Raw genomic sequence first — 21208 nt, forward strand, 5'->3', positions numbered from 1 at the left:
GTCCCCGCGTCGACGCATCAGCGGTCGAAATTTGCCAGGGCTCGGATCTTGTTGGTGACGTCCAGTGCGGCGACCTTGTACGCCTCGGACAACGTCGGGTAGTTGAAGACCGCATCGACCAGGTAGTCGACGGTGCCGCCGCATCCCATGACGGCCTGACCGATGTGCACCAGATCCGTGGCTCCCGAACCGAAGATGTGCACGCCGAGAATAGAACGGTCCTCGGTGGAGACGAGCAACTTGAGCATCCCGTACGAGTCCCCGGCGATCTGGCCGCGGGCGAGTTCGCGGTATCGCGACACACCGACCTCGTAAGGAATGGATCCTTTCGTCAGATCGACCTCGGTCGCGCCGACGTACGAGACCTCGGGTATGGAGTAGATGCCGATCGGTTGGACGTCGGTGAGCTGCGCGCTCGGTTCCCCGAACGCGTGATACGCCGCCAACCTGCCCTGATCCATCGACGTCGCCGCCAACGCCGGAAACCCGATGACGTCGCCGACGGCATAGATGTGGTCCACCTTGGTCTGAAAATGCTCGTCGACGAAGATGCGCCCACGGGCGTCGGCTTCGAGGCCCGCGTTCTCGAGTTCGAGGGCCGTGGTCAGCCCCTGGCGACCCGCCGAGTACATCACCGTCTCCGCCGGGATGCGTTTGCCGCTGGCAAGGGTCGTCACCGTGCCGTTCGGCCCGACGTCCACCGCCGTGACTGCTTCACCGAAGCGGAACGTCACCGCGAGATCGCGGAGGTGGAACTGCAGGGATTCGATGATCTCGCGATCGCAGAAGTCGAGCATCGAATCGCGTTTCTCGACGACGGTCACCTTGGTGCCCAGGGCGGCGAACATCGAGGCGTACTCGATGCCGATCACGCCGGCACCCACGACGACCATCGACGCCGGGATGAACTCCAAGTTCAGAATGCCGTCGGAGTCCAACACCCGGTAGTCGTCGAATGCGACGTCGGCGGGTCGGGCGGGGGCGGTGCCGGTGGCGATCACCACGTTGGCGGCCGAGACCGTGATGCGCTCGCCCCGGGCCTCGTCCTCGATGACGATGGTGTGTGCATCCAGAAACTTGCCGACCCCGGTGATCAGCTCGATGCGGTTACGGAGCAGTTGCGAGCGCACCACCTCGATTTCCTTACCGATCACATGCTGGGTTCGGGCCAGCAGGTCGGCGGGAGTGATGTCGGCCTTGACGCGGTAGCTCGCGCCGTACAGCTCTCGCTGATTCATCCCCGTCAGATAGAGAACGGCTTCTCGGAGTGTCTTGGACGGAATGGTTCCGGTGTTGACGCACACGCCGCCGAGCATGTGGCCCTTCTCCACGATCGCCACTCGCTTGCCGAGCTTCGCGGCCGCGATCGCGGCCTTCTGGCCGCCGGGGCCCGAGCCGATGACCACCAGGTCGTATTCCATGGGTGCAGACATCGTTCATAGGTACCGCTCGCACGAGAAGACTGTGTGCCCGCTCGGTCACGAGCGTGTGAATTCCGCGGCTCGTCCCACCGAACGAATGCAGATGTCGCCACGTGACGATGCGTTGTGCGAGGCTGAACCGAGCACGCAACACACGATTTTCAGTGGAGGAATACATGCCGCAGCAGGTCCGCGCCGTCGTCGCCAAGAGCAAAGGCGAGCCCGTCTCGATCGAGACGATCACCATTCCCGATCCCGGCCCGAACGATGTCGTGGTCACCATCGCCGCGTGCGGGGTGTGTCATACCGATCTGCATTACCGCGAGGGCGGCATCAACGACGAGTGACGGTTGCGCCGCAGTTGTCGGGGGAGTTGGATGCGCCGATTCTGTTGCATCCGGCCGATGATGTGTTGTGGGAGCAGACGCATCCGGGCATCGGGCATTCGGTGCTCGAGGACGGTCAGCGGATCTCGGTCGCGGGGACGGAGATCGTGGCGTTGCATACTCCCGGTCATTCGCCGGGGTCGAGTTGTCTGTATCTGCCCGAGGCCGGTCAGTTGTTCTCGGGGGACACGTTGTTCTCCGGTGGGCCCGGGGCGACGGGTCGGTCGTATTCGGATTTCCCGACGATCATCGGGTCGATTCGGGATCGGTTGTTCGCGTTGCCCGCCGAGACCCGGGTCAACACCGGGCACGGAGACGGAACGAGTATCGGGGACGAGTCCCCGCACCTCGAAGAATGGATCGCCCGCGGGAACTGACACCGACGACACTGCCGTAGCTCGCCTGCCGCGTTCGAGGTAGGTGGAATGAGACAGTGGTGGGGACGCCGAAGCGCTCGCTGCGGCGTCCCCACGAACTCGAAGAGGACTTCACGTGAGCCGCGCCGCACAGACCCGCCTGACCATCGCTGCCACGTCGGCGGCGATCGGAGCATTCGTGCTGGTGGGGTGCAGCTCCACCGTCACCGGAACAGCCGAGCCCACTGCCGGTGGCACCACCGCATCGCAGCCCGGCACGGACCTGAACACACTGCTCATCGACCCGGCGAGCTTCCCGGCCCCGTACGACGCGTTGGTTTTGCCCCAGCAGGCCATCTCGCAGGCCGCTCCCGATCTCAGCGGAATACCGGCCGGTGCCGAGGTCAGCCCGGCGGGGTGTAAACCAGCGGACCAGGACTTCGGCCCGACCGGTACGGCGATGATCGTCGGCACCGACAACGACAGTCGATCCACGATCTCCATCGAACTGACCGCTGTCGACCAGCCGCTCTCGGCGCGCAAAGAGCAGCTCGAACAGTGCGGCGAAGTGACCGCAACCAAGTCCGGTGCCACCTCCACGGTCACGTCCACGCTGACACCCGCACCGCCGATAGACGCCGACGACACACTCGCCGTGCGACAGACCGTCTCGTCGGGCACCGGCGGGGATGCCGTCACCCAGTCGATGTTGACCCTGATGGCGCAGGTCGACGGCGTGCGGATCTCGGCGACATTCATGTCCTTCGGGTCCGCCACACCCGATGCAATGACGTTGGACGAGCTGTTCACGGCCGCGGTGCAGAAGGTGAACCAGAGCTGACGTTCTCCTGCCGAAGTGGCGGCCTCTCTAGCAGAGCGGACCGACACGGTCCGCTCGGCGGAGGCGGGTGGACGCCGTTTCATCCACAGAGAGTCCGGCATGCACAGGGTGCTGCTCGGCCCCTGGTCGAGCCGGGAAGGCACCACGGAGCCTCGTAAGACTTCGAGGCATGTACACACCGACGAACTCCCACGACCCCTTCTCCGGTCGACACCGCGTACGGATCGGTGACGCGAGCGAACTGTTGGCCGCGATCCCGGCGATGCTCGGCTTCGATCCCCATCGATCGATGGTGCTGATCGCGCTCGAGGACGGCGGCACCAGCATCGGCCCGACGATGCGGCACGACCTCGTGCTGGCCGGCGAACACACCGATCGACGTGCGGGTAGCGACACTCGCGCCACGCCGGACATGCTCGACGTCATCGACTACCTGGCGGGCTACTGCGCATTCGAGAACATCGTCTCGGTGATCGCTGTGTTCGTCGACGACAGACTCGGCCGCAACGAGCGAACGCACTACACACTCGACGTTCAGGATCTGGTGAACGAGCTCGAGGTCACCCTCCCGACGTTCGGTGTGCGGCTCGAAGCCGCCTTCGCAACCTCGGCCATTGCCGATGCCGCGCACTGGTGGTCGCTACAGGGACCACGGCAGCACGGTCGTATAGCCGATCCGACGGCATCGCCGCTGACGGTGGCCAGAGTGCTGGACGGCTATCCGGTGCGACGCTCGAGAGACGAGCTCGCCGAATTCATCGCACCCGGCCCGGTCGAGACGGTGCAGGCAGTCGCCGCCGAGATGGCAAAGTTTCGGCGCAGCGGTGCACTGTCGCTAACCGACCACCTGACAGCGGTGTTGTCCTACCTCGCGCGGTCTCCCTACGACTCCGAGCTCGAGACCACCGACTTCGCGCGGGTCGCCGTCGCGATCGGGCATGTGCAGGTCCGGGACGCGGTGCTGGCACTGACTCTCGGTGAGGATGCAGATATCGTCGAGGAATTCTGGGTGCACCTCGTCCGTGTGGTTCCGAACCGCGAAAGAGCAATAGCAGCAACACTTCTCGCGTTCAGCGCCTACGTGCGAGGAGACGGGCCGATGGCCCGAATCGCGATCGATGCGGCCCTGAAGGCAGACAGCTCCCACAGTTTGGCGTCGCTGTTGGACCGGTCGCTCAGTGTCGGTGCCAGTCCTGCCCTGGTTCGCGAAGTCGCCGAGAGTGGGTTCGCCTGTGCGCGAGCCTGTGGCATTCGGCTACCGGGCGACCCGTTCGGTCGGCGCTGATCTGGAGTCTGCTCAGCGAGCCGCGTGAGAACGGTCGCCGAGCTGCTGCAGAAAGTCCCACGCATCGGACACGATGCGATCGAGATCGGTCAACTCCGGCGTCCAATGCAGTTCCTCGACGGCACGGGCGCTCGATGCAATCAGCACGGCCGGATCACCGAGCCTGCGAGGCGCATGTTCGACGGCAATGGGCAGTCCGGTGACGCGCTTGCACGACGAGATGACCTCGTCGACGGAGAATCCCGTTCCGCTGCCGAGGTTGTAGATGGAGTGCCGACCGGGCTGGGCGGCATCGACGGCGAGGATGTGCGCTTCGGCGAGATCGGCGACGTGGATGTAATCGCGGACGGCTGTGCCGTCGGGAGTGGGCCAGTCCGTGCCGAACACCGAGATCTTCTCTCGCTGACCGAGGGCGACCTGTAATACGAGGGGGATGAGATGGGTCTCGACGACGCGGTTCTCACCGAAACCCTTGTATGCGCCGGCCACGTTGAAGTACCTCAGACTGGTAGCGGCGAGACCGTAGGCCGCTGCGTACGAGGTGATGGCGTGGTCGATCGCGAGCTTGGTCGCACCGTACGGGTTGGTGGGACGTGTGGGGTCATCCTCGGTGATGGGAGTCTTCTCGGGCTCGCCGTAGGTGGCCGCGGTGGAGGAGAACACCAACTTGGGGGTGCCGGAGGACCGGATCGCGTCCAGAAGAGCCAGGGACGTCACTACGTTCCCACTCCAGTACTTGTCCGGCGACACAACCGACTCGCCCACCAACGACTGCGCTGCGAAATGCAGAACTGCATCGAAGTCGCCGCTCGTCAATACTTCCGCCGCGACGTCTTTGATGTCACCCTCGACGAAAGTGGCCCCGGCGGGAACGGCATCCCGATTACCGGTGGACAGGTTGTCCACGACGACGACCTCATGGCCGCGTTCGTCGAGTACCGCCGCGCACACACTGCCGACGTACCCTGCACCACCGGTAACGAGAAGCTTCACTGTTCGATCTCCCTCACACGCGGCAGAGGCCGTCCGTGGGAAGAGATCAGACCTTCTTCACCTGAACGGCATGCGCCATTTCGTCGGATATGTCGACACCACTGTGTCCTGGCACCGTGATCGTCACCGACCCGGGCTTGGCTTCGACTGTAACCCGGGCATCGGGAACCACGCCCGCCTCGCGTAGCTGAGCGATGACCTCGGGGTCGGACTGAACGTGCTCGGCCAAGCGGCGGACGACGACCGCCGTAGGCTCGCCGAGCGGTACGTCGGTGAGACGAATGAGAGCCTCCGGTGCCAGTGTCGTCTGACCCAGACCCAGCTCCGCCAGACCAGGGATCGGATTACCGTAGGGCGAGGTCGTCGGGTTGTTCAGCACGGTGACCAACCGGCGCTCGACCTCCTCGCTCATCACGTGTTCCCAACGGCACGCCTCGGCGTGCACATCTTCCCAGCGCAGTCCGATGATGTCGACGAGCAGACGCTCCGCGAGACGGTGCTTGCGCATGACCGCGACGGCCAAGCTGCGGCCCTTCTCGGTCAGCTCCAGATGCCGGTCGCCGGCGACGGACAGAAGACCGTCGCGCTCCATTCGGGCGACGGTCTGACTGACGGTGGGACCACTCTGCTCCAGCCGCTCGGCGATCCGCGCGCGGAGCGGGATGACGCCTTCTTCTTCCAAATCGTAGATCGTCCGGAGGTACATCTCCGTGGTGTCGACCAGATCCTTCACACTCAACCCCTTCGTCGGGTTCGATCCTACCGTCAGCGGCTCTGAATCGGCGCTGCACCCGATGGCGGCGGGCGCGGCGCATCACAACCCCGGAAGCCGCTCGCCGTGGCGCGTCACAACCGGGTACCGAAGACAACACCGGAACCCGGCAACACCATCCCGCGCGGCAACGTAGTTTTGTCCGTATGTCTGATCAGGCGACACGCGCCGCCGTATCCATTCCGAACCGTCCCGAGGACATCGTCGTGTGGAGTGCGGACTATCTCGGTTACCGGTGGAGCGACGACCATCCGATGAACCCGACGCGGCTCGATCTGACGATGGCCCTCGCCACCGATCTCGGTGTGTTGGCGGGCGTGGAGCTCGTCGAACCGTCGGCGGCACCGGACTCGGAGCTGCTGCGTTTTCATACCAGCGCGTACATCGAGGCCGTCAAGCGCGCGCCGTCGCAGGGTCCGGCCCTGCGAGACCCCGACGACGTCGTCCACGGTCTCGGTTCCGACGACAACCCGGTGTTCGAGCACATGCACGAAGCCAGCGCGATGCTGACCGGCGGCTCCTTGGCGGCCGCGCGTGAGATCGCGTCGGGGCGGGCCAGGAGAGCCGTGAGCATCGGTGGTGGAATGCACCACGCGATGGCCGATTGGGCCTCGGGCTTCTGCGTCTACAACGACGCCGCCATCGCGATCTCGTGGTTGCTGGACAACGGGTTCGATCGCATCGCCTACATCGACGTCGATGCACACCACGGTGATGGCGTCCAAGCAGCGTTTCTCGGTGATCCTCGGGTGCTGACGGTCTCGTTGCATCAGCACCCGGCAACACTGTGGCCGAACACCGGATGGTCGACGGAGGTAGGAACCGAACGCGGCGAGGGTTCCTCGATCAACGTCCCGCTGCTGCCCGGTACCGCGGATCGGCTCTGGCTCCGTGCATTTCATGCGATCGTTCCGGGCGCGATCGGAGCGTTCCGGCCGCAGATCATCGTCAGTCAATGCGGCGTCGACAGTCACCGCGAGGATCCGCTCGCAGACCTTGCGCTCACCGTCGACGGGCAGAACGCGGCCTTCCTGGCGATGCGCGACCTTGCGGACCGATACTCGGAGGGTCGGTGGTTGGCCGTCGGGGGAGGCGGGTACGGCCTCGTTCGGGTGGTTCCACGGGCCTGGACTCACCTGATCGCCGCTGCCCTCGGCCGCAAAATCGATCCGATGGCACCCCTACCCGACACCTGGCGCGAACGAGTGAGAACCATGGCACCGAGCGTGGATCTGCCCCAGACCATGGGCGACGGTGGGGATGTCGACTATCCCGCCTGGGACGGTCCCGGCGGATCGTTGGCCGGAACGGACGGCACCGACCGGGCACTCGAACGCGTCGACTCGGCCATCATCGCCACTCGTCGAGCAGTGTTTCCGCTGCTCGGACTCGATCCGGAGGACCCGCGTGACTGATTCCACCGGTACCGATCCGGCCGCCGAACAGGCCGCCGCGACAGACGAGAAGAGCAGCAAGGAACTGGCGCGAGAGCGCGCGGAAACAGAGTTTCCGCGGCACTGGGTCGCCGACGTTCTGACGTCGGACGGCGGCGTCGTGCACCTGCGGCCCATCGTGCCCTCGGACTCCGAGGCCATCGTGGCTTTTCACGGACGACTGTCGGAGCGCACCAGATACCTTAGGTACTTCGGCCCCTATCCGACGATGCCGCAGCGGGACGTTCTGAACTTCACCACTGTCGACCACCACGACCGTGTGGCCTTCGTTGCAGTACTGGGCGACGACATCATCGCGGTCGGCCGGTACGAGCGGCTACCCGAGGGCGACGGCAACTCGGCCGAGGTTGCATTCGTCGTCGCCGACGCCCACCAGGGCCGCGGACTCGGACCCATCCTGCTCGAGCACCTCGCGGGTGCGGCCGCCGAGAACGGCGTCAACATGTTCGTCGCCGAGGTGTTGGCCGAAAACCGCAACATGGTCACCGTGTTCCGGGAGGCCGGATATCAGGTGAGCCGTTCCTTCGAGGGCGGCGTCCTGCGGCTGGAATTCGCCATCGATCCGAGCGAGGCATTGCTGTCGGTGCGGAACTCTCGCGAGCGCGCAGCCGAGGCCCGTAGCGTTCGCAACGTACTCAGCCCTCGATCGGTCGCCGTCATCGGCGCATCGACCGACAGCTCCAAGGTGGGCAACGCGGTGCTGGCGAACTTGCTCGCCGGTAACTTCACGGGCCCGGTGTACCCCGTCAACGCCGACCACCGCTCGGTGCGCGGTGTCCGCGCGTACGCCACGGTGCACGACATCCCGGACCCGGTCGACCTTGCTATCGCGGCCGTTCCGGCCGATGCCATCGACGCGGTGCTCGACGACTGCCTGGACAAAGGTGTCAAAGCACTGCTCGTGGTGTCGGGTGGATTCGGCGAGACCGGGCCAGCGGGGCAGGAGAGCGAACGCAGACTGGTGCTCGCTGCTCGTGCCCACGGGATGCGGTTGATCGGGCCCAACGCGCTCGGCGTCGCGAACACCGACCCTGAGTTCGGGTTGAACGCCACATTGGCACCGCATCTGCCGACCCCGGGCAACGTCGGCTTCTTCTGCCAGTCCGGCGCGCTCGGAATCGCAATTCTCGACGAGGCAGCCAATCGCCGACTGGGTCTGTCGACGTTCGTCTCTGCCGGCAACCGAGCGGACGTCTCGGGCAACGACCTGTTGCAGTACTGGGACTCCGACCCGGCGACCGAGGTGATTCTGCTGTACCTGGAGAGCTTCGGAAATCCCCGCAAATTCACCCGAATCGCTCGACGGGTAGCGCGCAGCAAGCCGATCATCGCGGTCAAGAGCGGCCGCGGAGCCGTACCACCCGCGCACGCCATCGGTGCCGACATCGACGATTCCATCGTCCGAGCATTGTTCGCTCAGGCCGGAGTGATCCAGGTCGACACCATCTCCGAACTGTTCGACTGCGCAGTGCTGTTCGGCAACCAACCCCTGCCGGCCGGCCCGCGCGTGGCTGTCGTGGGCAACTCCACGGCCCTGGGAGTCCTGGCCGTCGACGCCGCTCGCGCCAAAGGCTTGCATGCCGATATCCCGACCGACGTCGGACCGCAGGCCGGTCCCGAGGATTTTGCCGCGGCCGTCTCGTCGGCACTGGCAGCCTCCGACATCGATGCAGTGATCGTCGTGTTCGTGCCCCCGGTCGCGGTCGAGGTCGAGCCGTTCGCGACTGCGCTGGGCAATGCGGTCCGGGGATCCGACAAGCCGGTGCTGTCGACATTCCTTGCCACCGAAGGTATTCCGGATGTGCTGGCCGTACGCGGGCCCGGCGGGCACCCGGTTCGGGGCTCGGTTCCGTCGTATTCGAGCCCCGAACGAGCCGTGGCGGCACTCGCCGCCGCGTGGCGGTATTCGTCCTGGCGCTCGCGGCCGGTGTCGAATCTGGTTCGGCCCAAGAGCATCGACGGCGATCGCGCCAAGCAGCTGGTCCGGGATTGGCGTTCGGCAGGGGGCCAAGGGCGCTGGCTGTCGGATTTCGAGACTGCCGAGCTGTTGGCCTGTTACGGCCTCGACGTCGTGGCGTTCCGCGCCGTCACCGACGAGAACGAAGCCGTCGCGGCGGCCGACGAACTGGGGTACCCGGTTGCCGTGAAGGCGACGGGGAAGCGGTGGCGGCACCGGCCCGATCTGGGCGGTGTTCGCTTGGACGTCGCCGACGCCTCGGCAGTCCGTGTGGCATACCGCAACCTGGCGGCCGAATCCGGAGAGCCGCTACTGCACGTCCAGCGCATGGCAGTCAAGGGAATCGGCTGCGTGGTGCGGGTTCAGGACGACCCGTCGTTCGGATCGCTCATCTCGTTCGGTCTGGCCGGAGTGATCTCGGATCTGTTGGGCGACCGTGCCTACCGGGTGCTGCCGTTGACCGAGGACGAAGCGGCACAGTTGATCGACGCGCCGAAGGCTGCTCCGCTGTTGTCGGGCTACCGAAACGCCGTGCCGGTCAACAAGAGTGCGTTGATCGACCTCGTCCAGCGCATATCTGCGCTGGCCGAGGACATTCCCGACATCCGGGAGATTTCTTGCGAACCGGTGCTGGCATCCGCCGACGGCGCATACATCACCGATGCGCGAGTACGAATCGGGCCCGAACCGACGAAGGCAGACCTGGGTCCCCGACGATTGCGTTGACGAGGACTGTGACGCCGAAAACGAGAGAAGCGGCGACCGAGCCGACGTCCCGAGGGGGAAAGAACGTCGGTTCGGCCACCGCGTCGGATGGCGCGAACGGGAGTGGTCACCGTCGCTCCACCGGTCGGAGAACCGGAATCAGCTGGCGTACGAACGCAACTTCTCGGCGCGGTCACCCTGGCGAAGCTTGACCATCACCTCGCGCTCGATCTGACGCACGCGCTCGCGAGACAGTCCGAAGAGCTTGCCGATCTGATCGAGGGTGCGCGGCTGGCCGTCGTCCAAGCCGTAGCGCAGACGAATGACCTGCTGTTCACGTTCGTCGAGGGTGCCGAGCACGACGCGAACGTCGCTGTGCAGCAGCCCGGCGATGACGGCGTTCTCGGCGGACGTGGCTTCCGAGTCCTCGATGAAGTCACCCAGCGGCGCTTCCTCGTCGCTACCCACCGGCATGTCGAGGCTGACCGGATCCCGGCTGTGGTCGAGCAGATCCGCAATCTTCTCGACTGCGATGCCCGATTCACTCGACAGCTCTTCGTCGGTTGCCTCGCGTCCGAGCTGCTGATGCAGCTCCCGCTTGATCCGGGCGAGTTTGTTGACCTGCTCGACGAGGTGGACAGGGAGCCGAATCGTTCGGCTCTGATCTGCCATGCCGCGAGTGATGGCCTGACGGATCCACCACGTTGCGTAGGTCGAGAACTTGAAGCCCTTCGCGTAGTCGAACTTCTCCATGGCGCGAATCAGGCCCAGGTTGCCCTCCTGGATCAGGTCGAGCAACGGCATTCCGCGACCGGTGTAGCGCTTGGCGAGCGAGACGACCAACCGGAGGTTTGCTTCGAGCAGATGGCTGCGCGCCGCGCTTCCGTCCCGCACGATGATGGCCAGGTTGCGCTTCTTAACTGCGCTCAACCGTTTCGTGTTCTCGAGAACCTGCTTGGCGTACAGACCTGCCTCGATCCTCTTGGCCAGGTCGACCTCTTCTTCAGCCGTCAGCAACGCGGTGCGGCCGATGCCGTTGAGGTACACGCGAACGAGATCGGCTGCTGGGCTCTGGGCGTCCAGATCGGCATCGGTGGGCCGCGGACGAATCGTGGTGCTGGGGCTGGTCATGACTTGCCTCCTGGTCGGTGGTGTCTCACAGGTTCAACGCTCGGGACGCTCCGATAAGTTCCCACGCCGATCCTTGTGATACCCGCCTGACCAGGGAATACGGCGGGTCCGTCCTGAGAAGTTGCTGAGAACGTTCGCAGCGGGAACGGCAGCGCAGCCCCAGGTCCGTTCAGGGAGCCGGCAACACGAGTCCGTGCCGCACCAGACCCTGCATCAACGTCACCGCATGCCCCGCCAGTTCGTCGGCATCCTCACCGTGCGCGGCGGCGAGCAGCTCGACCAGTTCGCCCACCGCGAGCCCACCCGGACGCAGGCCTGCTAGAAGCGCGGCACCGAGATCGTCGACGTCGTGCTGCCACTGTGGTCCGTTTCCCCGGTGTACACGGATCGCCACCGGAGCCCAGCCCTCGTCGCCGGGAAGAAACACCCGTTCGAGCGCGGTGTTGGGGTCGAGAGTCAGTACCGAGTCGAGAATGTCGTTGTCACGGAGCCACTCGAGCCGAGAGAAATACTCGATCGACTCGTTCCCGAGCGGGTCGGAGAACCCGTGCGTCAACTCCTCGGCGAGCAGATCCGTCGGAGAGTCCGTCTTGCGTAGATAGACGAACCCGAAACCGACGCCCTCGACACCCGCGGCGGCGAAATGATCGAGCCAGGACTGGGCCACCGCGGCCGCATCGGGGTCGCGCGGGTCCAAACCGCCGTCGCGCATCCAGGTGCCCACATACAGAGCGGGGTCTGCCACGTCACGCTCGACCACCCAGGCGTCGACGCCGTGGGCGGGAAGCCAGGACGCCACTCTCGTACGCCAGTCCTCGCCCTCGATGTGCACCCACGACGCGAGGATGGCAGCAGTCCCACCGAGGGTGAGGTGCTCGGGTGCCTGGGCGATCATCAATGCGCTCGCACCGTCGAGGTCGAGGCCGGAATCTCGGTACGAGTGCAGTACTTCGGCTCGTCCCACGACGAACGGGGGATTGGCGACGATCCGATCGAACGTACGTCCGGCCACCGGCTCGAACCACGAACCGTGCAGCAATTCGACGTCGAGACCGTTGAGGGCCGTCGTCGCTGCCGCCAGATCCATCGAACGCGGGCTGATGTCGGTCGCGGTGACCGTCGTTGCGTAGTCGCACGCGTGGACGGCTTGGACGCCGCATCCGGTCCCGACGTCGAGGACGGTGTCCACTGGCGAGGTCGGTGTACCGCGCAACAACGACAGCGACGCCTGGCCGACGCCAAGCACATGATCGGTGGCCGTGTCGGCGACGCGCATGCTGCCGTCGGGATCGGAGACGATCCACCGGGTTCCGTGCCCGGCGTCGAGGGGCCGGATGTCGAGCAGGGTGCGCACGGTGGATCCGGTACGAGTGAGAATGCCGGCCGCGATGGCTTCGGTGACGGTCAGCGGTGTGAGAGCGGCCGCGACCTCGTCCTCGGGGCAGTCGTCGACCAGCAGGAACAATCGCACCAATACGCCCAGATCTCCGCCGCCGAGGCTCGCGTTGCGGACCGGTACCGGTTCGCTGCGTCCCAGCGCGGCGTGGGCGTCGGAGCCCAGCAACGTCAGGACGCCGTCGGCGTCGTAGCCCGCGCGATCGAAGGCTTCACGGAGGGCAGCGGCGGCAGCGACCAGTGGGGACGGAGAAATCTGTGCGTTCACCGAGCAAGTGTCGCACCGCCTGTCGGCTTCCTGTCAGTCCTCGCCGGCTTCGATCACGCGGTGATTGCTCGATTCGATGGCCGGACTGTCGATGGTCCGGTAGTCGTACCGGCTCATTTCGTCCTTGGTGCGCGGCGGCCGATCGTTCGCGATCAACACCGCCATCCATGGGAGCGGAATGGACAGACCGACGATCGCCATGGATATCCATGGGTTCATCCACATTCCGTATGCCAGGGCAGCGAGCACCAAGGCCGGTATGCGGAAGGACATGATGAACATGTACTTGCGGACACGCGCTTTGTGCTGCTCTTCCACCGACTGTTGCGCCTCGGTGATCAGGACGGGCCCATCCGGCGAGTCGCTGTACGCGCTTCCGTCGAACCCTGGGGTTCTCGTCATACCTCCACTGTGGCACTACCGCTCACAGATTGCATACGACGAGCTGTGCGACCGGTTCGAACACAGTGTGGCGACGGATTAATCTGTGTTCATGAGCACTCAGACGAAGGACCGTCCCGACATCGCTCCGGACGAAACCACCGACGATGACCGGCCGAAATTCTTCCATTACGTCAAGAAGAACAAGATCGCCGAAAGCGCCGTCATGGGTACCCATGTGGTAGCGCTGTGCGGCGAGGTGTTTCCGGTCACCAAGTCTGCAAAACCGGGCTCACCGGTGTGCCCGGACTGCAAGAAGGTCTACGAGGGCCTCAAGAAGGGCGAGTGACGGCTCACGTTCGACGGTGACTCCGCCGGGCCCGACCGTCACTGAGACGGTTCGGGCCGGTCGGATCGCTGCCGATCGCCGACCACTTTGATCGGGCCTGTGACTTTGATCGGGCCTGTGGCCAGACGCCGCGCTACCGCGGTCACCGGTCCCGACGGCTTGTCGTCCGCCGCTGCCTGCGCTGCGAGCCACTCACGCATTTGATCCATTCGGGTTGCTCTGGCCGGCCAGAACTCCTGGATCGTCGCGTTGAACTCGGCTCCGAGGACCACGGCGAAGCCGAGAAAGAACGTGAAGAGCAGAAACGCGATCGGAGTTGCCAGCGCACCGTAGGTGTAGCCGGTGCTGGTGACCCAGGTCAGGTACCGGCGGAGTACGGCGCTGGCAATCATGAAGAACACCCCGGCCAGCAGTGCTCCGCCGAGCAGACGATGCCAGGGCAGTGACGTGTGCAACGCCAGCTTGTACAACGTGGTCAGTCCGATGATCAGCAGCAAGCCGACGGCCGGGTAGTACAGGAAGTCGACGAGTTCGCTGCCGACGGTCAGCCACGAATCGGGCAGTATCTGCTGGACGTACACCGGTCCGAGTGCGACGAGCGGAAGCACGAACACCGCGATGATCAGGAAGCCGACGTACAGGAGCAGTGCGAAGAACCGCTGCCAGACGGGATTTCGCGCGTCGGCCTGCCCGTGTGCTTCGACGATGGAGTCCACGAACGTCGAGATCGCCGACGAGCCCGCCCACAGCGAGAGCAGAAAGCCGACCGAGACGATTTCGCCACTGCCCTGTGCGAGTACGTCTCGGACGGTCGGCGCGATGATCTGATCGACGACACTGCTGCTGAAGAGCGTGTTGCTGAAGGTGATGATCTTCGATTCGATGATGTCGACGGTGTTGGGGCCGAACCATCCTCCGACGAAACCGAGACTGCCCAGCACCCCGAGCAGAAGGGGCGGTAGCGACAGCGTCTGCCAGAAGGCGGCGGTCGCGGCCTTGCTGAAGATCGAATCGTCCCAGGCCTTGCCGAGCGTGCGCAGAGTCACTTTCCACACCGCACGTAGCGGGTTTCTCGCCGACAATCGCGGCGGTGTGGGAGTTGGGCCTGCAGACTCGCTCATGGTGCCTCCAGCATTCCTGACCGATGCCGACTTCGCCTAACGACCGACGCGCCGTGTCGCGTCCGACATCACCCCAGCGATGCGGGATCCGTCGGTACGGAGCGATAGGCTCCTCGGCGGACACTGCAGGGCTACCGAGAGCGCGAGGAATTTACATCGATGCCAGGAACCGGCGGCCAGTGAGCGCTGACATGTTCGATCCCACACCACCATCCACCGATCAGACGGCTGCGCCCGTCGCCGGCGGGGCACCGCTACGTGCCTGGCAGCGACGCGCGCTGACGAAGTATCTCGTCGCCTCGCCCAAGGATTTCCTGGCGGTGGCGACCCCGGGTGCAGGTAAGACCACGTTCGCCCTGCGCGTCGCCGCCGAACTGCTCGCGCACCGCACCGTCGATCAGGTGACGGTGGTGGCACCCACCGAGCACCTCAAGCATCAGTGGGCCGAGTCGGCGGCGCGGGTGGGCATCGCGTTGGACTCGCGCTTCTCCAACTCGACCGGGCAGACCTCGAGTGACTACCACGGTGTGGTGGTGACCTACGCGCAGATCGCCTCGCATCCGTTCAAGCACCGAGTGCGCACGGAGGCCCGCAAGACTCTGGTGATCCTCGACGAGATCCACCACGGTGGTGACGCGAAGAGCTGGGGCGAGGGCATCCGCGAAGCGTTCGGCGACGCCACCCGACGCCTTGCGTTGACGGGTACTCCGTTCCGCAGCGACGACAGTCCCATTCCGTTCGTCAATTACGAACCGGATCAGGACGGCCTGATGCGGTCGAAGGCCGATCACGCGTACGGCTACTCCGACGCCCTCGCCGACGGTGTCGTTCGCCCGGTCGTCTTCCTCGCGTATTCCGGGGAGGCACGGTGGCGGGACAGCGCAGGCGAGGAGTACACCGCTCGGTTGGGCGAGCCGCTGAATGCGGAGCAGACCGCACGGGCCTGGCGTACCGCCCTCGACCCGCAGGGCGACTGGATGCCTGCGGTGCTGTTGGCTGCGAACACACGATTGGCTCAGTTGCGGTCGGGCGGTATGCCCGACGCAGGTGGTCTCGTGATCGCGACCGACCAGACGGTGGCGCGGGCCTACGCCAAGCTGATCGAGGTGATCACGGGGGAGACGCCGACCCTCGTCCTCTCCGACGACCCCACATCCTCGGCTCGTATCGCCGAGTTCGGCAAGAGTGATCAGCGGTGGATGGTTGCCGTTCGCATGGTGTCCGAGGGTGTCGACGTTCCGCGTCTTGCCGTCGGCGTCTACGCCACCAGTGCATCCACTCCGCTGTACTTCGCGCAGGCGATCGGCCGTTTCGTGCGATCACGCCGCAAGGGCGAGACGGCGAGCGTCTTCCTGCCGTCGGTACCGGTCCTGCTCGACCTCGCCTCACAGCTCGAGGCTCAGCGCGACCATATTCTCGGCAAGCCCCACCGCGAGAAGGACGGCTTCGACGACGAGCTGCTGGCCGACGCCAACAAGCAGAAGGACGAGCTGGGCGAGGAAGAGAAGGCGTACACCTCCCTCGGCGCGGATGCCGAGCTCGATCAGGTGATCTACGACGGGTCCTCGTTCGGGACCGCGACGTTCTCGGGCAGCGACGAAGAAGCCGACTATCTCGGGCTCCCCGGCCTGCTCGACGCGACGCAGATGCGCGACCTGCTTCGCCAGCGTCAGCAGGAGCAGATCGACAAACCCGCTGCGGGCCCGGCGGTCCCCGCGCCTGCCGTCGTCAACGACAGGGCCACCAGTGCCGGCCAGTTGGCCGGCCTGAGGCGGGAATTGAACAGTTTGGTTGCGGTGTACCACCACCGGACGGGGAAGCCGCACGGCGTCATTCACGGCGATCTGCGTCGAATCTGCGGTGGCCCGCCGACGGCGATGGCATCGGCGGAGCAGCTGGGTGAGCGAATCGCGCAGTTGCGCAAGATGTAGCACCCGACGGACGAGTGCTGCCGGCGGACTGTGCCGGTGACACGACAACGACGGACGGTCCAGAGACCGTCCGTCGTTGTAATCGTGCGTTGATGCAGTTGTATCGGTACAGCTGTGGCGAACTGGCGTCCCCCGACGTGTCGGTGGGTTACACCGTGGAGTCCGATTCGGTCATCACCGTTGCGTTCACTTCACGCAAGCGGGCTTCGTGCTCGGTGGCGTGGTGACCGCAGAAGAGAAGCTCTCCACCGGTCGAGAGCACGACACGCGCGCGAGCCCCTGCACCGCACCGGTCGCACCGGTCCGCTGCTGTCAATTGTGGGCTGGTCAATGTTCCGGGCATGACTCCTCCGTACTGGCTTGCGGGTATGTCCCGTTCGCCTGGGGCCGGTCCGCCGCGTCGGTATGGCGCGGTTCGTTCACTCTGTCAGACGTATGGCGGTCACGCGTTGTTCCCGAGCGCGTTTCTTTGTGTTGTCACTAACACGAAACATGTCCTACGAGCAGGAACGCCGTGGATCCTGTTCGCTGACAGCTGATACGGAATCGGACGGGTGGCGGCAGTAGGGTCCCGGTGTGGCTTCGACTTCTTTCTCGCTGTCCGGCGCTTCGAGGCTGGGTATCCCGTCGCTGTTCGTGATCGGTGCCGTATGCATGTACGTCGGTGCGGCCATCGGAGTGTTCCTGTTCGACACGGTGAACCCGGCTGCGGTGGCCTGGTTGCGGGGCTTCGGTGCCGCTGTCGTCCTGATCGCCTGGCGTAGGCCGTGGCGTCGACGCGGCGGTGCCGGATCCGTATGGACGGTACGACGCGCGGTGACCGCCGCCGCGTTCGGAGCGGCCACCATCGGCATGAACGTGATGTTCTACGAGGCCATCGCTCGGCTGCCCCTGGGTGCGGCGGTCGCCATCGAGTTTCTGGGCCCGATCGTCGTCGCCGCAGCAGGATCTCGGAAGCTCACCGATGCACTCGCGGTCGTTCTGGTGGTCGCCGGCGTTGCTGCCATCGCGTCGGCTCAGTTCGAGGGCGGCGAGGTGGGATTGATCGGAATCGCGTTCGCGCTCGGTTCGGCGGCTCTATGGGCGGCGTACATCGTGCTGGGCAAGTCCGTGGCCGACGCCGGGCAGGGGCTCGACGACATGGCTGCCGGTTTCGGAATCGCATCGGTGGTTCTCGCCGTGCCGCTGTTCGCACCGTTCGCATTCGCGCACACCGACGTTCTGAGCGACTGGCGCATCTGGGTTCTGGGCCTGGGCGTCGGATTGCTGTCGAGCGTCGTTCCGTACGTTCTCGACCAGTACGTCCTGGTCCGAGTGGGTCGGGCTCGCTTCGCGTTGCTGTTGGCGTTGCTGCCCGCGACCGCGACTGTCGTCGGTGCCGTGGTGCTGACCCAGGTGCCGACGCTGCTCGAGTCCCTGGGAATCCTTGCCGTCATCGCCGCAGTGGTGCTCGGCGGCCTGCCGGGCCGAACGCGCGGTGGGGCACCCACGCTGCCCCCGCCCTGACTTCGAGGACACCGCTCGGGGACGCGCGGGGTAGGGGACACGAGGCCCCGAGAACCCGGCACAATGGCGGTGTGACCGAACGAACCGACGTCCTCGTACATCTGTGCACCACGGAGGAGTGGTCGAGAATCCGGGGCGGTACCGAGTACACGCCGGAGTCGTTCGCCGAACTGGGTTTCGTTCACCTCTCCACGCCCGAGCAGGTGCATCTGCCCGCGAACCGGCTCTTCCCAGGACGCACCGATCTGGTGCTGCTGGCGCTGGACCCAGCGCGGTTGAGTGCGCCGGTGCAGTGGGAGCCGGGTGTGCCGTCCGACCCGCAGTCGATGCTGTTTCCGCACCTGTACGGACCGCTACCGCTCGAGGCCGTCACTGCCGCCGTCGAGTACCGACCGGGGCCCGCCGGGGATTTCGGGACGCCCGTGCTCTGACCGAAAGCCTGGCAGTCGCCAGCAACGAGAAGCGACCGCCGATCCGAAGATCGACGGTCGCTTGTCGTTACAAGATTGTCAGTCCAGGTAGTCGCGCAGAACCTGGGACCGCGACGGGTGCCGCAGCTTCGACATCGTCTTGGACTCGATCTGACGAATTCGCTCGCGGGTGACTCCGTACACCTGCCCGATCTCGTCGAGGGTGCGGGGCTGTCCATCGGTGAGGCCGAAGCGCAGGCGGACCACGCCTGCTTCTCGCTCGGAGAGCGTCTCGAGCACCGACTGAAGCTGATCCTGCAGAAGCGTGAACGACACCGCGTCGACCGCGACGACCGCCTCGGAGTCCTCGATGAAGTCCCCGAGCTGACTGTCACCCTCGTCACCGATGGTCTGGTCGAGGGAAATCGGCTCGCGAGCGTACTGCTGGATCTCCAGCACCTTCTCGGGCGTGATGTCCATCTCCTTGGCGAGTTCCTCCGGAGTGGGCTCGCGGCCCAGATCCTGCAGGAGCTCACGCTGGATGCGTCCGAGCTTGTTGATGACCTCGACCATGTGCACCGGAATACGAATGGTGCGGGCCTGGTCTGCCATGGCACGGGTGATGGCCTGGCGGATCCACCAGGTGGCGTACGTCGAGAACTTGTAGCCCTTGGTGTAGTCGAACTTCTCGACTGCGCGGATCAGACCCAGGTTGCCCTCCTGGATGAGATCCAGGAACGCCATGCCGCGGCCCGTGTAGCGCTTGGCCAGCGAGACGACGAGGCGGAGGTTTGCCTCGAGCAGGTGGTTCTTGGCGCGGTTGCCGTCACGGCAGATCCAGGTCATGTCACGCCGCTGGGCGACGGGGAGCTTCTCGCCCTTCTCCGCGGACTCGCGCATCTTCTCGACGGCGAACAGTCCTGCCTCGATGCGCTTGGCGAGCTCGACCTCTTCCTCGGCGTTGAGGAGGGCGACCTTGCCGATCTGCTTGAGGTACGCGCGAACCGAGTCCGCTGATGCGGTGAGCTCGGCGTCCTTGCGGGCCTGACGCAGCGCTTCGGATTCCTCTTCGTCCCAGACGAAGTCGCCCGACGCCTTGTCCTCGGCGGTCGGCTCGCTCGTTGCGTCTTCTTCGGTGTCGTCGCCGGCGGCGACGACCTCGACGACATCGTTCGCTGCGGCGGCAAGATCACCTTCGGAGATGTCGATGTCTTCGATTCCCGGGGTGCTCTCGTCGACGTCATCGCCGGTGGCGGGAGCTGCTGTCTTCTTCGCTGCGGCCTTCTTGGCCGGTGCCTTCTTGGCGGCGGCGCGTTTGGCCGGTGCCTTCTTAGCCGGTGCCTTCGCGGCGGGTGCCTTGACAGCAGGTTCAGGTGTCGCAGTTCCAGGTTCGGAATCTACGGTCTGACGGATATCGGTGGCTGCCACGTACGCCCTTTCGTGACGAAGTCGTGCGGCGTCACGCCAGAGTTGTTTCCGGCGGAGAGGTCTTCGGATTCGGCCGGCTGCGTACCGGCACACACCATTGTAACGACCTCTCAGGAGTTTGTTACCTACCCTCGTCCTTCGCAGGTGGCGACACCGCGTGTCAGTGCGGTGATCCAGCCGATGTACCGGTCTCGGCGGACGCGACGGCACTGTCCGCCGCGAGGGCCGCTCCGACGATCCCCGCCGTGTTCAGCAGGGTCGCGGGGACCACCGGAGTTCGGTTGGTAAGGTGCGGAATCCACTTCTCGCTCTTGCGACTGATTCCGCCACCGGCGATGAACAGGTCGGGCCACAGCAGCGCCTCGAACGTTGCGAGCACGGTGGAGACCTCTTTTGCCCATTCCTTGTAGGACAGCCCCTTGTTCTCCTTCACCGAGGACGCCGCGCGATGCTCGGCTTCCTTGCCACCGATCTCCATGTGTCCGAACTCGGTGTTCGGCAGCAGAACTCCGTTGTGCAGAACGGCGGAACCGATGCCGGTGCCGAACGTGAGCAGAACGACGACCCCGTCCTTGCCCTTGCCGCCGCCGTACTTGTCCTCGGCGACCCCGGCGGCATCCGCGTCGTTGAGGACGGTGATGTTCTCGTTTCCGATGGCGTCGGCGAACAATGCTCGCGCATCGGTGTCGATCCAGCTCTTGTCGATGTTCGCGGCCGAACGCGCCACACCGTTGGTGACCACCGCGGGCAGGGTGACGCCGATCGGTCCGGTCCACTCGAAATGCGCGACGATCTCGGCCACGGTCCGCGCGACGGCGTCGGGGGTCGAGGGCTGAGGCGTCTCGATCTTGTAGCGATCGCCCACGAGCTCACCGGTGTTCAGGTCGACGATGCCGCCCTTGATGCCGCTGCCACCGACGTCGACGCCGAACCCGTGACGCTCGGCCGTCGCCGCGGTGCTGTTGTCCGAACCTGGCTGTGTCATGTCGATGCCGCTCCTGGCCTGATCGAATTCGTGTGTGCCGTCGCTTCGGAACAATAGTGCCGTCTGTCCGTCGACGGGACGCCGACGCTGCAGCGGACGGCGAGCCGAGTGCTTCGGTGGTGTCGCACTGCCG

At 65.4% G+C, this 21208-nt stretch carries 18 protein-coding genes and 2 pseudogenes; 10 read left to right on the plus strand and 10 right to left on the minus strand.

Going from position 1 to position 21208, the window contains the following annotated elements; all coding sequences use genetic code 11:
- Window positions 1-17 precede the first annotated feature (17 nt).
- Window positions 18-1433, minus strand: a complete 1416-nt coding sequence (gene sthA / locus J1M81_RS01540; RefSeq protein WP_032370135.1) for a Si-specific NAD(P)(+) transhydrogenase — start codon at window positions 1431-1433, stop codon at window positions 18-20.
- A 164-nt stretch (window positions 1434-1597) separates the two neighbouring features.
- On the opposite strand from sthA, the pseudogene J1M81_RS26975 reads away from it, so the two are divergent.
- The 4 genes and pseudogenes from J1M81_RS26975 to J1M81_RS01560 form a co-directional block, all read left to right on the plus strand.
- Window positions 1598-1765, plus strand: a pseudogene (locus J1M81_RS26975) (alcohol dehydrogenase catalytic domain-containing protein); the annotation flags it as partial.
- A pseudogene (locus tag J1M81_RS01550) lies at window positions 1753-2184 on the plus strand (MBL fold metallo-hydrolase); the annotation flags it as partial. The pseudogenes J1M81_RS26975 and J1M81_RS01550, both read left to right, overlap by 13 nt.
- 145 nt (window positions 2185-2329) lie before the next feature.
- Window positions 2330-3004 carry a DUF5642 family protein gene (locus J1M81_RS01555; RefSeq protein WP_371129016.1) on the plus strand — a complete coding sequence of 225 codons (675 nt, stop codon included), beginning with the start codon at window positions 2330-2332 and terminating at the stop codon, window positions 3002-3004.
- Window positions 3005-3173: 169 nt separating this feature from the next.
- Entirely contained in the window at window positions 3174-4289 is a 1116-nt protein-coding gene (locus tag J1M81_RS01560) for a DUF4192 domain-containing protein (protein WP_032370440.1), read from the plus strand.
- A 12-nt stretch (window positions 4290-4301) separates the two neighbouring features.
- On the opposite strand, the gene galE is transcribed toward J1M81_RS01560, so the two are convergent.
- Together galE and J1M81_RS01570 are read right to left on the minus strand one after the other, a co-directional pair.
- Entirely contained in the window at window positions 4302-5282 is a 981-nt protein-coding gene (galE, locus tag J1M81_RS01565; protein ID WP_206497500.1) for a UDP-glucose 4-epimerase GalE, read from the minus strand.
- Between the two features lie 46 nt (window positions 5283-5328).
- The gene (locus J1M81_RS01570; protein ID WP_027496875.1) at window positions 5329-6015 is read right to left on the minus strand and encodes a metal-dependent transcriptional regulator; all 687 of its coding nucleotides are present in this window, start codon (window positions 6013-6015) and stop codon (window positions 5329-5331) included.
- A 185-nt stretch (window positions 6016-6200) separates the two neighbouring features.
- Between J1M81_RS01570 and J1M81_RS01575 the strand changes: the two genes are divergently transcribed.
- Together J1M81_RS01575 and J1M81_RS01580 are read left to right on the plus strand one after the other, a co-directional pair.
- A complete protein-coding gene (locus J1M81_RS01575) occupies window positions 6201-7469 on the plus strand; it encodes an acetoin utilization protein AcuC (RefSeq protein ID WP_206497501.1) in 1269 nt (422 codons plus the stop codon).
- 64 nt (window positions 7470-7533) lie between these two features.
- Window positions 7534-10191, plus strand: a complete 2658-nt coding sequence (locus tag J1M81_RS01580) for a bifunctional GNAT family N-acetyltransferase/acetate--CoA ligase family protein (protein WP_027496877.1) — start codon at window positions 7534-7536, stop codon at window positions 10189-10191.
- Window positions 10192-10329: 138 nt separating this feature from the next.
- On the opposite strand, the gene J1M81_RS01585 is transcribed toward J1M81_RS01580, so the two are convergent.
- The 3 genes from J1M81_RS01585 to J1M81_RS01595 form a co-directional block, all read right to left on the minus strand.
- Window positions 10330-11301 carry a sigma-70 family RNA polymerase sigma factor gene (locus tag J1M81_RS01585; RefSeq protein WP_027496878.1) on the minus strand — a complete coding sequence of 324 codons (972 nt, stop codon included), beginning with the start codon at window positions 11299-11301 and terminating at the stop codon, window positions 10330-10332.
- 169 nt (window positions 11302-11470) lie between these two features.
- The gene (locus J1M81_RS01590; RefSeq protein ID WP_206497589.1) at window positions 11471-12952 is read right to left on the minus strand and encodes a class I SAM-dependent methyltransferase; all 1482 of its coding nucleotides are present in this window, start codon (window positions 12950-12952) and stop codon (window positions 11471-11473) included.
- A 45-nt stretch (window positions 12953-12997) separates the two neighbouring features.
- Window positions 12998-13366: a DUF3099 domain-containing protein gene (locus J1M81_RS01595; RefSeq protein WP_027496880.1), complete on the minus strand. Its 369-nt coding sequence runs from the start codon at window positions 13364-13366 to the stop codon at window positions 12998-13000.
- Between the two features lie 91 nt (window positions 13367-13457).
- On the opposite strand from J1M81_RS01595, the gene J1M81_RS01600 reads away from it, so the two are divergent.
- Window positions 13458-13694: a DUF3039 domain-containing protein gene (locus J1M81_RS01600; RefSeq protein WP_027496881.1), complete on the plus strand. Its 237-nt coding sequence runs from the start codon at window positions 13458-13460 to the stop codon at window positions 13692-13694.
- A gap of 38 nt (window positions 13695-13732) precedes the next feature.
- On the opposite strand, the gene J1M81_RS01605 is transcribed toward J1M81_RS01600, so the two are convergent.
- On the minus strand, window positions 13733-14815 hold the full coding sequence (locus J1M81_RS01605; protein WP_052057281.1) for a YihY/virulence factor BrkB family protein: 1083 nt from the start codon (window positions 14813-14815) through the stop codon (window positions 13733-13735).
- Between the two features lie 191 nt (window positions 14816-15006).
- Between J1M81_RS01605 and J1M81_RS01610 the strand changes: the two genes are divergently transcribed.
- Window positions 15007-16746: a DEAD/DEAH box helicase gene (locus J1M81_RS01610; RefSeq protein WP_027496883.1), complete on the plus strand. Its 1740-nt coding sequence runs from the start codon at window positions 15007-15009 to the stop codon at window positions 16744-16746.
- Between the two features lie 148 nt (window positions 16747-16894).
- On the opposite strand, the gene J1M81_RS01615 is transcribed toward J1M81_RS01610, so the two are convergent.
- The gene (locus J1M81_RS01615) at window positions 16895-17089 is read right to left on the minus strand and encodes a hypothetical protein (RefSeq protein ID WP_027496884.1); all 195 of its coding nucleotides are present in this window, start codon (window positions 17087-17089) and stop codon (window positions 16895-16897) included.
- A gap of 233 nt (window positions 17090-17322) precedes the next feature.
- Here J1M81_RS01615 and J1M81_RS01620 point away from each other — a divergent pair, with 233 nt between their 5' ends.
- Together J1M81_RS01620 and J1M81_RS01625 are read left to right on the plus strand one after the other, a co-directional pair.
- A complete protein-coding gene (locus J1M81_RS01620) occupies window positions 17323-18252 on the plus strand; it encodes a DMT family transporter (RefSeq protein ID WP_045841787.1) in 930 nt (309 codons plus the stop codon).
- A 71-nt stretch (window positions 18253-18323) separates the two neighbouring features.
- Window positions 18324-18683, plus strand: a complete 360-nt coding sequence (locus J1M81_RS01625) for a DUF952 domain-containing protein (RefSeq protein ID WP_032370442.1) — start codon at window positions 18324-18326, stop codon at window positions 18681-18683.
- A gap of 78 nt (window positions 18684-18761) precedes the next feature.
- Here the strand turns inward: J1M81_RS01625 and J1M81_RS01630 are convergent, their stop codons facing one another.
- The gene (locus tag J1M81_RS01630) at window positions 18762-20090 is read right to left on the minus strand and encodes an RNA polymerase sigma factor (RefSeq protein ID WP_032365052.1); all 1329 of its coding nucleotides are present in this window, start codon (window positions 20088-20090) and stop codon (window positions 18762-18764) included.
- Window positions 20091-20250: 160 nt separating this feature from the next.
- Entirely contained in the window at window positions 20251-21075 is an 825-nt protein-coding gene (gene ppgK, locus J1M81_RS01635) for a polyphosphate--glucose phosphotransferase (RefSeq protein ID WP_063216904.1), read from the minus strand.
- Window positions 21076-21208: the final 133 nt, after the last annotated feature.

This window comes from Rhodococcus sp. KRD175 (assembly GCF_017168275.1).
In the GTDB taxonomy this organism is placed as follows: domain Bacteria; phylum Actinomycetota; class Actinomycetes; order Mycobacteriales; family Mycobacteriaceae; genus Rhodococcoides; species Rhodococcoides fascians.